The following is a 13,017-nucleotide window of genomic DNA, read 5'->3' as shown; positions in this document are numbered from 1 at the left end:
GCGCGGGTATTTATTGGCACTCGCCTTGAGCAGCCAACACACTTACTCATATCAACTTCACAACTTCAACATACCGAACAAATCAAAAACCCGCACTTTCACGACATTATTTATTTTGGCACTTTGAACGAAAACCTCTGACACGAAAATTCTACTTTCCGCTCAAATCCAACACCCATCTCTGTATATTCAAAACTAAAATACCCTTCGATTTCCTCAAAATCACCTACCGGAGTAATGAATCTGACATTTAGCTCCCCGAGCTTGTCCGATTGAGAATGTCCCGTAGACCCATCCCAAAGGAACGTCGCCTCCACATCACCAGGAGCCATACTAATATCGTATGATTTGCCAGCCTCAAGCTTGCCACCGATGAGAGCCAACTCCATCCCGATTTCTTCTTTGTCCTCTGCGAGCAGAAAAAAATAGGCGGGGTCCTTGAACCAATAAAAATATAAACCCGTCGCTGTAACATTAATAGCTTCTTCGCCTTGCACCTTGAGAATTCCATTCAATCTTCCCGATACAGGCGGTACATCTCCCCTATCAATAACTGGCCATCCATTCTTCGACCTTGGAATCTTCATGGCAACTTCCTATTTAAAGCGTTAGTTAATCACACTTGGACAACACGATAAAAACCTAACTCATGAAATTCCTCACGACAACTATCAGGTCTAATGGTTGACAACAGCCCCCACACATGAAACTTGAAAAATCGAAACAAATACTGATTCGCACGAACACACTTTCGTTCGATAATCGCCCAAAACCTGCTTTCGCTGATTGAACCATCCAGTACATTCCCCGCACCATTCGTCGCACAAGACCAATAACAACAGGTTCGACACCATGCCCCCGCGCCCTGCCCTCCCCGGCTGATTCGCTTCGCTTTTCATGATTTCGACTGTTCGTCTGCAACCCCCGGGTTGCGGCATCACCGCGTTTCATCCCCAAGAATTAGAGAGACCCGAGCCCATGACGCCTACTCCCGCGCCGTACTTCGTTCCCAGCCTGATTGCCATTGCCCTGGCCTGCGCGGCCCTGCCCGCCAGCGCCGAGGAATCGGGTTTTGTCGAGGGCGCCAAGGTCAACCTGAACCTGCGTAACTTCTACATCAATCGCAACTTCACCAACCCGACCAAGGCCCAGGGCAAAGCTGAGGAGTGGACGCAGAGTTTCATCCTCGATGCCAAATCCGGGTTCACCCAGGGCACTGTCGGCTTCGGCATGGATGTGCTGGGTTTGTATTCGGTGAAGCTCGACGGCGGCAAAGGCACCGGCGGTACGCAACTGCTGCCGCTGGACCATGACGGCCGCCCGGCGGACAACTTCGGCCGCACCAACGTGGCGTTCAAAGCGAAGCTGTCCCAGACAGAAGTGAAGGTTGGCGAATGGATGCCGGTGCTGCCGATCCTGCGTTCGGACGATGGTCGTTCGCTGCCGCAAACCTTCCGTGGCGGTCAGATCACCTCGAAAGAAATCAACGGACTAACGTTGTACGGCGGCCAGTTCCGCGCCAACAGCCCGCGCGATGACAGCAGCATGAACGACATGTCGATGACCGGCAAAGCTGCGTTCACCTCCGACCGCTTTAACTTCCAGGGCGGTGAGTACGTGTTCAATGACAAGCGCACCCAGATTGGTCTGTGGAACGCCGAGCTCAAGGACATCTACAGCCAGCAATTCGTCAACCTGATCCACAGCCAACCGCTTGGCGACTGGACCCTGGGCGCCAACCTGGGTTTCTTCTACGGCAAGGATGACGGCAGCGCCCGGGCCGGCGAGCTGGACAACAAAACCCTGTACGGTTTGTTCTCGGCCAAATACGGCGGCCACACCTTCTACGTCGGCCTGCAGAAACTCACCGGCGACAGCGCCTGGATGCGGGTCAACGGCACCAGCGGCGGCACCCTGGCCAACGACAGCTACAACTCCAGCTACGACAATGCCCGGGAGAAATCCTGGCAAGTACGCCACGACTACAACTTCGCCGCCCTTGGCGTACCGGGCCTGACCCTGATGAACCGCTATATCAGCGGCGACAATGTGCACACCGGCAACATCACCGACGGCAAGGAATGGGGACGTGAATCGGAACTGGGCTACACCGTGCAGAGCGGCGTGCTGAAAGACTTGAATCTGAAATGGCGCAACTCGACCATGCGCCGGGATTACAGCAATAACGAGTTCGATGAGAACCGGTTGATCATCAGCTATCCGATCAGTTTGCTGTAAACACAAAACAAATGTGGGAGCGAGCTTGCTCGCGATGGCGGTGTATCAGGCGACATCAATAGTGAATGTGCCGACGCCATCGCGAGCAAGCTCGCTCCCACAGGTTGTTCACCGTTTTACCGCTTACTCCCGCGACTCGACCCCCAACTCATCCCACACCGACTCGGCCAGGTGGAAGGTCGCATTGGCTGCCGGAATGCCGCAGTAGATGGCGCTCTGCATGATCACTTCCTTGATCTCGCCACGGCTCACGCCGTTGTTGGCGGCAGCGCGCAGGTGCAGTTTGAGTTCGCCCTCGCGGTTCATGCCGATCAGCATGGCGATGGTGATCAGGCTGCGGGTATGGCGCGGCAGGCCCGGGCGGGTCCAGATGTCGCCCCAGGCGTGGCGGGTGATCATCTCCTGAAACTCCGAGTTGAACTCGGTCAGGGTCGTCAGGCTGCGGTCGACATGCGCGTCTCCAAGGACCGTGCGACGGACCTTCATGCCCTCGTCATAACGTTGTTTTTCGTCCACGAGAATCCCCTCAATCAGCCGACAGAAACGCCAGCACGCGCTCGCTGAACGCATCGCCTGCCTGGACGTTGGACAAATGCGCGGCATAGAACTCGGCGTACTCGGCCCCGCGCACATGCTCCTGAATGAAATGCCCACCGGATGGCGGCGTCACTGCGTCTTCGGTCCCGGCAATCACCAGCAACGGCGCCTTGATCGAGGACAACCGATCGCGGAAATCGGCATCACGCACCGCCGCGCAATTGGCCGCATAGCCTTCGGGCGAAGTGGCCGCGAGCATGTCGGTAATCTGCTTGGCCGCCGCCGGGTTGGCGGCAGAGAAGTCCGGAGTGAACCAGCGGGCAATCGAGGCATCGCGCAAGGCAACCATGGCCGTCTGACCATCACGCAGGACCATTTCGATACGCGGATTCCACACTGACGGATCGCCGATTTTCGCCGCAGTGTTGCACACGATCAGCTTGTTCAGGCGCTCGCCGGCATTGATCCCCAGCCACTGGCCAATCAGTCCGCCCATGGACAAGCCACAGAAGTGCGCGCGCTCGATGTGCAAGGCATCCAGCAAGGCGAGCACGTCGTGGCCCAGTTGCTCGATGCTGTAAGGCCCCGGCGTGACCAATGACTGGCCATGGCCGCGAGTATCAAAACGCAACACGCGAAAATGCTTGGAGAGCGCCGGGATTTGCGTGTCCCACATGTGCAGGTCGGTGCCCAAAGAGTTGGACAGTACCAGCACCGGCGCATCGACCGGTCCATCCAGTTGATAATGCAGTTCGCCCTCGGCGAGTTGTACAAAAGCCACAGCAATTCTCCTTCAGGCAGTCAATGCAGAATGTTCGGCCACCGCCCGCTCGACCCAGGTTTGGGCCTGGCCGAGGTAATGGGCAGGGTCCAGTAGATGATCGAGTTCAGCCGCCGACAGCTCGGCGGTCACTTGCGGTTCGTCGCCGAGCACCGCACGCAGGTGACGCTGTTCGGCCACCGCGCGTTTGCAGCAGCGTTCGAGCAGATGGTGTGCGGTATCGCGGCCGACCCGTTGGGCGAGGACGATGCTCACCGCTTCGGCGAGCACAAGGCCCTGGGTCAGATCGAGGTTGTGCGCCATGCGCCCGGCATCCACTTCCAGTCCCTGGGCGATCAGCAACGCTTGCTGCAGGCTGCCCGACACCAGGCAGCAAATCTCCGGCAGGGTTTCCCACTCGGCATGCCACAGTCCGAGACTGCGCTCGTGTTCCTGGGGCATGGCGCTGAACAGTGTCGAGAGCAAACCGGGTACACGCGTCGCCGCGCCGATCAACACCGCCGCGCCCACCGGATTGCGCTTGTGCGGCATGGTTGAGGAACCGCCCTTGCCCGGCGCAGAAGGTTCGAACACTTCGGCGGCTTCGGTTTGCATCAGCAGGCTGACGTCGCGACCGAGTTTGCCAAGACTGCCGGCGATCAACCCGAGCACCGCGCCGAACTCCACCACACGATCGCGCTGGGTGTGCCAGGGTTGCTCGGGCAAGGTCAGTTGCAGTTCTTCGGCCAGCGCCTGGGCAATGGGCATGGCCTGCTCGCCAAGTGCCGCGAGGGTGCCGGACGCACCACCGAATTGCAGCACCAGCAAACGCGGTTTCAATTCAGCCAGGCGTTGGCGACTGCGGGTCACCGCCCCCAGCCAACCGGCGATTTTCATGCCGAGGGTCACCGGCGTCGCATGCTGCAACCAGGTGCGCCCGGCCAATGGTGTGGTCGCGTATTGCCGGGCCTGGGACGCGAGGACCTGCCCCAGCTGCGCCAGATCGCTTTCGATCAGCTCCAGCGCACGACGCAATTGCAGCACCAGGCCGCTGTCCATCACATCCTGGCTGGTCGCGCCCAGATGTACGTAACGCTCGGCCTCCGCATTCTGCGCAGCGATCTGCTTGCCCAGCGCCTTGACCAACGGAATCGCCGAGTTACCCGCCGTGGCAATCGCCTCACCCAACGCCGCAAAGTCGTAGAGCCCGACGCTACAAGCCGCCTCAATCGGCGCGACTGCACTCGATGGTATCAAGCCGACTCGCGCTTGTGCCCGGGACAGTGCCGCTTCGAAATCGAGCATGGCCTGGACCCGGCCCTGATCGCAGAACACTTCACGCATATCGCGGGTAGTGAAATAGGCATCGAACAATTGATTGCCCGGTCGCTGGTTCATAAGCAGTTCCTGAAGGCGCGGGCCTTTGCGACCCGCGCATGAAGATCAAAGATCGTGATGCAGATACTTCGCCTGTTTCGGCAAGAAGTCGAACCATTCGACCAGATTGCCGGACGAGGCAGCGACGATGGCGAAGATCCGCTTGCTGCGCTCCTCACCGGTGTATAGCGGTGGTCGTTGTCATTGTTTTTCACTCAATGGGGGCAGTCAGAGTCTAGACACGCCTTGTAACAGCCCCGTTCCACAGATAGATCGGCAATACAAATCCACTGTGGGAGCGGCGGTGTTCATTCAATAATCGAAGAACACCGTCTCCGCATCAGTGCCTTGCAGAATTACATTCCACTGATACACACCCGACGCATCCTTCCGGGCCAGCAAGGTACCGCGACGCTCGGCCGGCACGCATTCCAGCAATGGATCGTTCACGTTGGCCGCCTCCCCCTCAAAGTAGATCCGTGTCAGCAGGTGCTTCACCAGACCACGGGCAAACACCAGTACCACCAGGTGCGGTGCCTGAGTCGTGCCTTTGAGCCCCTCGACCGTTCCCGGCTTGATGGTCGTGAAACGAAAACGCCCTTCGGCATCCACCGGCACCCGGCCAAAGCCTTCGAAATTCGGGTCCAGGGGTTTTTCCTGGTCGTCCTCCGGATGGTCATACTTACCGGCGGCGTTGGCCTGCCAGACTTCCAGCATCGCGTCGTTGACGATGTCGCCATTACCGTCGAGCACTTGCCCGGTGATCGCCACGCGCTCGCCCAGGGTTTGTTCGACGGTCAGGTCTTCGCGGTTCAGCCAGGTCAGGCCGATGTGGTAGTACGGCCCGACGGTGTGGGACGTGGTCGCAGTCAGCGTCATCTTATTTCTCCATCGGCGTGGCGTCGCGGCCGCGCAAAACGATGTCCCAGCGATAACCGAGGGCATAGGACGGGATGGTTTTTTCCAGGTCGAACGAGGCGATCAAGCGCTCTTTGGCGCGGGTATCGGGCACGCAGTTGTAGATCGGGTCGTACGCCAGCAGCGGGTCGCCCGGGAAATACATTTGCGTCACCAGGCGCGTCAGGATGCTCGGCCCGAACAGCGAGAAGTGGATGTGCGCCGGGCGCCAGGCGTTGTGGTGGTTGCCCCACGGATACGCACCGGGCTTGATGGTCTGGAACTGATACCAGCCATCGGCGTCGGTCACGGTACGGCCGGTGCCGGTGAAATTCGGGTCCAGCGGCGCATCGTGCAGGTCACGGGCATGGGCATAGCGACCGGCGGCGTTGGCCTGCCAGATCTCCACCAGAATCCCCGGAACCGGCAGACCGTTTTCGTCCAGCACGCGGCCGTGAATGATGATGCGCTCGCCCTGTGGCTGACCTTCGTGCTGAGCGGTGAGGTCATTGTCCTTCTCGTTGACGCGCTCGGCGCCGACGGTTGGCCCGGTGATTTCCGACAACGAATGGGGCAGAAACACCAACGGCTTGGACGGCGAGCGCAGGTTGGTGGATTGATAGGTCGGATGCAGGTACTCCGGCTGAGTACCCTCCTGCGGGCGACGGTAACCAGGCTTGTCAGTCATTACTCTTTCCTCAGTTCTTGTTAGCCGACAGGGTGTGTCAGACCCGTTCGATTGCCAAAGCCAGACCCTGGCCGACACCGACGCACATGGTCGCCAGTCCTTTCTTGCCGCCGGTCTTTTCCAGCTGATGCAACGCCGTCAGTACCAGACGCGCACCACTCATGCCCAACGGATGGCCCAAGGCAATAGCGCCACCGTTCGGGTTGACCTGGGCGGCATCGTCGGCGATCCCCAGTTCACGCAGAACCGCCAGGCCCTGGCTGGCGAAGGCTTCGTTGAGTTCGATCACATCGAAATCGCTGACTGCCACGCCGAGGCGCTCGGTCAGTTTGCGCACCGCGGGCACCGGGCCGATGCCCATCACCCGCGGTGCAACACCGGCGCTGGCCATGCCCAGCACTTTGGCGCGGGCGGTCAGGCCGTGTTTCTTCACGGCTTCGGCCGAGGCCAGGATCAACGCGGCGGCCCCGTCGTTCACACCCGAGGCATTGCCGGCGGTGACGGTTTTATCGGGGCCGTTGACCGGTTTCAGTCTGGTCAGGGCTTCCAGGGTGGTGTCGGCGCGAGGATGCTCGTCCTGGCTGACCACGGTTTCACCCTTCTTGTGGGCAATCCGAACTTCGACGATTTCTTCGGCGAAGTACCCGGCGGCTTGCGCGACGGCGGTGCGCTGCTGGCTGCGTAGTGCAAAGGCGTCCTGGTCTTCGCGGGAGACTTTGTAATCGTCAGCGACGTTGTCGGCAGTCTGCGGCATCGCGTCCACGCCGTACTGGGCTTTCATCAGCGGGTTGATGAAGCGCCAGCCGATGGTGGTGTCTTCGAGTTTCATGTTGCGCGAGAACGCCGCGTCGGCCTTGCCCATCACGAACGGTGCGCGGGACATCGACTCGACGCCGCCGGCAATCGCCAGCTCCATCTCGCCGCTGGCGATCGCGCGGAACGCGGTGCCGATGGCATCCATGCCCGAAGCGCAGAGGCGGTTGAGGGTCACGCCGGGAATGCTTTGCGGCAGCCCCGCCAACAGTAGCGCCATGCGCGCGACGTTGCGGTTGTCTTCGCCAGCCTGGTTGGCGCAGCCGAGGAACACCTCGTCCACGGCGCTCCAGTCCACCGACGGGTTGCGCTCCATCAAGGCCTTGATCGGCACGGCGGCCAGGTCGTCGGCACGCACCGTCGACAGACCACCACCGAAACGGCCGATGGGGGTACGAATCGCGTCGCAGATAAAAACGTCACGCATCACGCTTCTCCGGGGGCTTGGCCGTGGGCCGCTGCGGTACGGGCTTCGAGATCGCGCAGCGCGGTCAGCTCGACGTCGGTCGGCTCGGCGGTTTGCTCAACGTTGTCGGCAAAACGGATTGCCCAACCGGTGGCGGCGACCACTTGCTCGCGGGTCACGCCCGGGTGCAGTGCAGTGACCACGAACTCATGGGTGCCGGCTTCCGGCTCCATGATGCACAGATCAGTAATGATTCCCACCGGACCGGCGCCTGGCAGGCCGAGACGCTTGCGCGAATCGCCACCCTCGCCGTGGCCGACCGAGGTAATGAAGTCGAGTTTGTCGACAAAGGAGCGCGCCGACTGCTTGAGGATAATCAACACGCTCTTGGCGGAACCGGCAATCTCCGGCGCGCCACCGGCGCCTGGCAGACGCACTGTCGGCGCGTGGTAATCGCCGACCACTGTGGTGTTGATGTTGCCGAAACGGTCAACCTGCGCCGCGCCGAGGAAACCGACGTCGATGCGTCCGCCCTGCAGCCAGTAGCGGAAAATCTCGCCGGTCGGGACCACGGTGTCGGCGGTTTCCGCCAATTCACCGTCACCGATCGACAGCGGCAATACGCTCGGCTTGGCACCGATCGGACCCGATTCGTAGATCAATACCACATCAGGCGAAGACGTCAGGCGCGCCAGGTTGGCCGCTTTCGATGGCAGGCCGATGCCCACAAAGCAAACCGAACCGTTCTTCAGGCGGCGAGCGGCGGCGACGGTCATCATTTCATTGGTGGTGTAAGTCATTACTTCGCCTCCGAAGCGGCGGCCAGTTTGGCCTGGAACTCGCTGAAGTCAGCGCTGCCGTGGATGTATTCGTTGATCCACGCGGTGAAGGTTTCACGGTCGCGGGCAATCGGGTCCCAGGCCTGGTAGAAACGGTTGTCGCGTTCGGTGTAACCGTGGGCGTAGGACGGATGCGCACCGCCAGGTACGTGGCAAACCGCGCTCAAGGCCCAGGTCGGCAGCACGCAGGCGTTCATCGGTGCATTGAGGTCGTCGACGATCTCTTCAACGGTGACAATGCAACGCTTGGCGGCCAGTGCGGCTTCTTTCTGCACCCCGAGAATGCCCCAGAGCAGCACGTTGCCTTTGCGATCGGCTTTCTGTGCATGGATCACGGTGATGTCCGGGCGCACCGAAGGCACGGCGGCGAGCACTTCGCCGGTGAACGGGCAGGTAACGGACTTGATCAGCGGGTTGACCTTCGGCAGGTCGGAACCGGCGTAGGCTCGCAGCACCGCGAACGGCAGGCCGGAAGCACCGGCGACGTAGGCATTGGCCAGGTCGGCGTGACTGTGCTCTTCGATTTCCAGCGGGTGTGGCCACTGTTTCTCGACGGCGTCACGCAGGCGATGCAGGGAGCCGACACCCGGGTTGCCGCCCCAGGAGAAAATCAGCTTGCGGGCACAACCGGCACCGATCAACTGGTCGTAGATCAAGTCAGGGGTCATCCGCACCAGGGTCAGGTCTTTCTTGCCCTGGCGAATGATTTCGTGGCCCGCGGCAGTCGGGATCAGATGGGTAAAGCCTTCGAGTGCGACCGTATCGCCGTCGTTCACGAATTGCTTCACCGCGTCGTGCAGCGAAAGAATTTCAGCCATTGGGGCAGGCTCCCGTTTGTTGTTAACCGACAGTGGAAGAAGGCGCCGATGCGCAGCGCCGGAATGACTGAAGGTTAAGCCTGTGCAAAACACCAAACAATCCGATAATCGAGTAACCGTTCGATAATCGAACATATTGTTGCTCGACTAACAATCCAGATCAAAAGCTTCGCGAGCAAGCCCGCTCCCACAGGTGACCGCGTATCCCTGTGGGAGCGGGCTTGCCCGCGAATGGGTCCTCAAACCAACACGAGATTCCAGATCAGGCGGTCATGTCGCATCCGCATGACTGACCATGCCCTTGATCACAACGGCCGCAGTCGCCAGCGCCGCCGGAATCACCAGCGCCGTCAGCACTTGCTCGAAGTTCCAGCCCAACCCCAGCAGCGTCGCGCCCATCCACGCCCCGAGAATGGCGCCGAAGCGGCCGATCCCGAGCATCCACGACACGCCGGTGGCCCGCCCCTGAGTCGGGTAAAACCGTGCCGCCAGTGACGGCATCGCCGATTGCGCACCGTTGACACACATTCCCGCCACCAGCACCAGCGTCGCCAGTATTGTGATGTTGCCCAGGCTCTGCCCCACCGCGTAGGCAAACACCCCGGCAAGCAGGTAGAAAGTGCCAATGACCTTGTGCGGATTGAACCGGTCCATCGCCCAGCCCACGCCCACTGCACTGAGCACGCCACCGAACTGGAACAGCGCGCCGATGAAGGCGGCCTGCTCCATGCTCGCGCCACTGTCACGCATCAGCGTCGGCAGCCAACTGGTCAGCAGGTAGACGATCACCAGGCCCATGAAGTAGGTCAGCCATAGCAGCAGGGTGCCGACGCTGTAGGTACCGGAGAAGATCACCGCAAACACATTGCGCGCCTTCACGGTCTTCTGTTCCGGCACGCTGAAACTGGACGCCTGGGCCACCATCGTCGGGTCAATCGGCGCCAGTGCCTTGCGCACTTTATCCGTACCGCGGTTACGCACCACCAGGTAACGCGCCGACTCCGGCAGCCAGAACAGCAAAACGACGGCGAGGATCAGCGGCAGGACTCCACCGATCAGCAGCAAGCTGTGCCAGCCAAAGGCCGGAATGAGCTTGGCCGAGATAAAGCCACCGCCAGCCATGCCAAGGTTGAAACCGCAGAACATGCTGGTCACCAGCAGGGACTTCTTGCGCTCCGGGGTGTACTCCGACAGCAGAGTCGTGGCGTTCGGCATGCCGGCGCCCAGGCCCAACCCGGTTAAAAAGCGCAATACCAGCAATTGCTCGACGTTGGTGCTGTAGGCCGAAGCCAGGCTGAAGGCACCGAACAACAACACCGCCCCGACCAGTACGACTTTTCGCCCAAAGCGGTCAGCCAATGGCCCGGAGCCCAGTGCACCAAAGACCATGCCGATCAGAGCCGCGCTCATCACCGGGCCGAGGCTGGCGCGATCGATTCCCCAATCCTGCGACAGAGCCGGCGCAATGAACCCCATGGCCGCGGTATCGAGGCCATCGAGAAAGACAATCAGGAAACACAGGATGACTACACGCCACTGGTAGCGCGAAATGGGTTGAGCATTGATGAAGGACTGCACGTCAAGGCAGTTTCCTACAGCAGACTGGGGCTGGTTCATTATTTTTATTCCGTGGATCACAGTCGAAAAGGGGCCAGCGGAGGCTGACGCAGACGCGACAGTAATGATCCACAGGAAACAGCGTCAATTCGCCAGACGCAACTCTGTGCGTTTATCGAACAGCTTAGGTGAACAGTTGGGTACTGAGGTCGCGGCTGGCACTCAGCAGGCCGGGCAGGAAGCGTTGTTCCAGCTCGTTACGACTGACTCGCCCGGCGTGGGTGCTGACATTGAGGGCCGCGACCACCTGGCCGGAGGCGTCGTACACCGGGACGGCAATCGAGCGCAGCCCCTGCTCAAGCTCCTGGTCGACGATGCACCAGCCTTGCTGTCGCACCTCTTGCAGGCATTCGAGCAATGCCTCGGGGGTGTGAATCGTGCGACTCGTCTTGGCCTGCAGTTCGGCGTGCTCCAGGTATTCGCCCAGCGACGTGTCATCCAGCGCGGCCAGCAGGATCCGTCCCATCGACGTGCAATAGGCCGGCAGGCGCCCACCCACCGACAGGTCCACCGAAATCAGGCGCTGGGTGGTCGCGGAGCGGGCGATGTACAGAATGTCATCACCTTCCAGCGTGGCCATGTTGCAGGCCTCGTGCAGCTGTTCGCTCATGCGGTCCAGATAAGGCTGGGCGGACACCGCCAGCGGCGTTGATGACACATAGGCATGGCCGAGGGTCAGTACTTTGGGCAGCAACGAATAGGTGCGGCCGTCGGTGGTGGCGTAGCCGAGTTTGATCAGGGTGTGCAGGCAACGGCGCACGGCGGCGCGGGGAATTTCCGTGCGGTGGCTGATCTGGGCGATGGTCAGGTGCCGTTTGCGCTCCTGGAACGCCTGCACCACAGCCAGGCCACGGGCCAGGGACGTCATGAAATCCGGGTCGCCGGTCAGTGCCTGGATCCGTTTGGCCGGTGAGGCAACGATGGGGGGAGCCACTGAAGCGAAGGAATTGCGCATTTGATCGTTCATACAAGGTCCTTTTACCCACTCGGATCAGCGACTATTACAAAGGGCTACCGCCTGACGCTCAAGCCCGGCCCGCCAACTCCGGGCGATTATCGAACGCTCGACCGATAATCGCAATCTACCGTATCAATCACCGGGTGCGCTGATATCTGTTTTTCGCTGAATCACGAACGCGTTTACAGCCGATCGCCCCAGGGCCTTAATGAGGCATTCTAAATACCGTAACTTGTTCGACTTAATGGCGTCAGAAAGGCATCGCAGCAATCAGGGATCAGTGGACGTTCTAGTGGAATGTAAAGTTTCGCACAACAAAACTGCCCCGCCCAAGACCCGCTTTTAACTCTTTGGATATAGTGTTCTTCAAATAGGCCGCTATAATACAATTCAGTAGCGCTCCGGTTTTTTTACTTGCCGGACCTGCTGCCCGGCAATGCGATGTTCCATCGCCGTTGCTCGTTGCAAGCGCCAGATCTGCATTGCACCGCCTTGCCCGTGCGCTTGCTGAAACAGGAAACTGAAGCTACGTCAGCTATTTATCTCTGGTGCCGTGGCCGCCTGTGACATGGAAGTATTGATCCCGGTTGTTGCCAAAACGATGCCTTGACGGGCATTGTCATTCGACGGACGTGATCAATCGATTTGATGCAGCGCGTTTTCACCAGAATTTATCTCAACTCAATCAGGTAGCACTGTGACGAAAGACGAACTGCGCGCGGAACTAGAGCGCCAGGAACAACGCTACAAGGAAGTTTACGGCGGAGAAGTCACCACTTACGCCGCTCAACCCGAACCGGAACGCAAACCCTGGCGTAAACGCGCCACCGTTCAGGATCAGGTTTTCCAGCAAGAACTTGAAAAAATGGAAAAGGAACTCAAAGCCGAAGAGCCATGACTGCTTCGGCCTGATCCTTACAAGGACCTGCCTCTGCACCTGTTAAAAGCGGGATGTATGGAGGTCGCCTTGCGCGCCCGCTACGAGCGGGCAGCGGCCACTGCCCTCCCCGGATGAAGGCAGATTTTGATATCTGATGTATTTCTCAGATATTTCGCACAGGCATTCGAC

At 60.1% G+C, this 13,017-nt stretch carries 13 protein-coding genes and 1 pseudogene; 2 read left to right on the top strand and 12 right to left on the bottom strand.

The window, feature by feature from the left end:
* Positions 1 to 110: 110 nt before the first annotated feature.
* Positions 111 to 587 carry a hypothetical protein gene (locus tag AC3WN7_RS15810; RefSeq protein WP_146022383.1) on the bottom strand — a complete coding sequence of 159 codons (477 nt, stop codon included), beginning with the start codon at positions 585 to 587 and terminating at the stop codon, positions 111 to 113.
* Positions 588 to 978: 391 nt separating this feature from the next.
* On the opposite strand from AC3WN7_RS15810, the gene AC3WN7_RS15805 reads away from it, so the two are divergent.
* Positions 979 to 2,238 (top strand): OprD family porin, encoded by a 1,260-nt coding sequence (locus AC3WN7_RS15805; protein ID WP_102674195.1) that lies wholly within the window; start codon positions 979 to 981, stop codon positions 2,236 to 2,238.
* Positions 2,239 to 2,361: 123 nt separating this feature from the next.
* Here the strand turns inward: AC3WN7_RS15805 and pcaC are convergent, their stop codons facing one another.
* From pcaC to pcaR, 11 genes and pseudogenes are all read right to left on the bottom strand, one after another.
* On the bottom strand, positions 2,362 to 2,754 hold the full coding sequence (pcaC, locus tag AC3WN7_RS15800) for a 4-carboxymuconolactone decarboxylase (RefSeq protein WP_102674194.1): 393 nt from the start codon (positions 2,752 to 2,754) through the stop codon (positions 2,362 to 2,364).
* A 10-nt stretch (positions 2,755 to 2,764) separates the two neighbouring features.
* Complete coding sequence (pcaD, locus tag AC3WN7_RS15795) at positions 2,765 to 3,556, bottom strand: 3-oxoadipate enol-lactonase (RefSeq protein ID WP_102674193.1); 792 nt, start codon at positions 3,554 to 3,556, stop codon at positions 2,765 to 2,767.
* 12 nt (positions 3,557 to 3,568) lie between these two features.
* A complete protein-coding gene (locus AC3WN7_RS15790; protein ID WP_095965108.1) occupies positions 3,569 to 4,933 on the bottom strand; it encodes a 3-carboxy-cis,cis-muconate cycloisomerase in 1,365 nt (454 codons plus the stop codon).
* Between the two features lie 84 nt (positions 4,934 to 5,017).
* Positions 5,018 to 5,117, bottom strand: a pseudogene (locus tag AC3WN7_RS15785) (hypothetical protein); the annotation flags it as partial.
* A 107-nt stretch (positions 5,118 to 5,224) separates the two neighbouring features.
* On the bottom strand, positions 5,225 to 5,791 hold the full coding sequence (gene pcaG / locus AC3WN7_RS15780; RefSeq protein ID WP_015093849.1) for a protocatechuate 3,4-dioxygenase subunit alpha: 567 nt from the start codon (positions 5,789 to 5,791) through the stop codon (positions 5,225 to 5,227).
* Between the two features lies 1 nt (position 5,792).
* Entirely contained in the window at positions 5,793 to 6,497 is a 705-nt protein-coding gene (gene pcaH, locus AC3WN7_RS15775; RefSeq protein ID WP_007976686.1) for a protocatechuate 3,4-dioxygenase subunit beta, read from the bottom strand.
* A gap of 37 nt (positions 6,498 to 6,534) precedes the next feature.
* Positions 6,535 to 7,740, bottom strand: a complete 1,206-nt coding sequence (gene pcaF / locus AC3WN7_RS15770; RefSeq protein WP_172435688.1) for a 3-oxoadipyl-CoA thiolase — start codon at positions 7,738 to 7,740, stop codon at positions 6,535 to 6,537.
* The gene (locus AC3WN7_RS15765) at positions 7,737 to 8,516 is read right to left on the bottom strand and encodes a CoA-transferase subunit beta (protein WP_102674192.1); all 780 of its coding nucleotides are present in this window, start codon (positions 8,514 to 8,516) and stop codon (positions 7,737 to 7,739) included. Before AC3WN7_RS15765 ends, pcaF begins: the two co-directional genes overlap by 4 nt.
* A complete protein-coding gene (locus AC3WN7_RS15760; protein WP_007976681.1) occupies positions 8,516 to 9,373 on the bottom strand; it encodes a CoA transferase subunit A in 858 nt (285 codons plus the stop codon). The genes AC3WN7_RS15765 and AC3WN7_RS15760 overlap by 1 nt, the downstream gene beginning before the upstream one ends.
* A gap of 270 nt (positions 9,374 to 9,643) precedes the next feature.
* The gene (gene pcaK, locus AC3WN7_RS15755) at positions 9,644 to 10,990 is read right to left on the bottom strand and encodes a 4-hydroxybenzoate transporter PcaK (protein WP_095965105.1); all 1,347 of its coding nucleotides are present in this window, start codon (positions 10,988 to 10,990) and stop codon (positions 9,644 to 9,646) included.
* A gap of 124 nt (positions 10,991 to 11,114) precedes the next feature.
* Positions 11,115 to 11,957: a pca regulon transcriptional regulator PcaR gene (gene pcaR, locus AC3WN7_RS15750; RefSeq protein WP_095965104.1), complete on the bottom strand. Its 843-nt coding sequence runs from the start codon at positions 11,955 to 11,957 to the stop codon at positions 11,115 to 11,117.
* Between the two features lie 688 nt (positions 11,958 to 12,645).
* Between pcaR and AC3WN7_RS15745 the strand changes: the two genes are divergently transcribed.
* Complete coding sequence (locus AC3WN7_RS15745; protein WP_007976673.1) at positions 12,646 to 12,846, top strand: hypothetical protein; 201 nt, start codon at positions 12,646 to 12,648, stop codon at positions 12,844 to 12,846.
* Positions 12,847 to 13,017 lie beyond the last annotated feature (171 nt).

The sequence above is a fragment of the Pseudomonas sp. FW305-70 genome, assembly GCF_058783925.1.
The sequence above is the reverse complement of the archived record's forward strand: the minus strand, read 5'-3'. Positions and strand labels throughout refer to the sequence as shown.

Excerpts from the sequence above, each read along its gene's own strand:
- AC3WN7_RS15810 (WP_146022383.1), bottom strand. The coding sequence starts at position 587 with ATGAAGATTCCAAGGTCGAAGAATGGATGGCCAGTTATTGATAGGGGA.
- AC3WN7_RS15805 (WP_102674195.1), top strand. The coding sequence starts at position 979 with ATGACGCCTACTCCCGCGCCGTACTTCGTTCCCAGCCTGATTGCCATT.
- AC3WN7_RS15790 (WP_095965108.1), bottom strand. The coding sequence starts at position 4,933 with ATGAACCAGCGACCGGGCAATCAATTGTTCGATGCCTATTTCACTACC.
- pcaG (WP_015093849.1), bottom strand. The coding sequence starts at position 5,791 with ATGACGCTGACTGCGACCACGTCCCACACCGTCGGGCCGTACTACCAC.
- pcaH (WP_007976686.1), bottom strand. The coding sequence starts at position 6,497 with ATGACTGACAAGCCTGGTTACCGTCGCCCGCAGGAGGGTACTCAGCCG.
- AC3WN7_RS15765 (WP_102674192.1), bottom strand. The coding sequence starts at position 8,516 with ATGACTTACACCACCAATGAAATGATGACCGTCGCCGCCGCTCGCCGC.
- AC3WN7_RS15760 (WP_007976681.1), bottom strand. The coding sequence starts at position 9,373 with ATGGCTGAAATTCTTTCGCTGCACGACGCGGTGAAGCAATTCGTGAAC.
- pcaK (WP_095965105.1), bottom strand. The coding sequence starts at position 10,990 with ATGAACCAGCCCCAGTCTGCTGTAGGAAACTGCCTTGACGTGCAGTCC.
- pcaR (WP_095965104.1), bottom strand. The coding sequence starts at position 11,957 with ATGAACGATCAAATGCGCAATTCCTTCGCTTCAGTGGCTCCCCCCATC.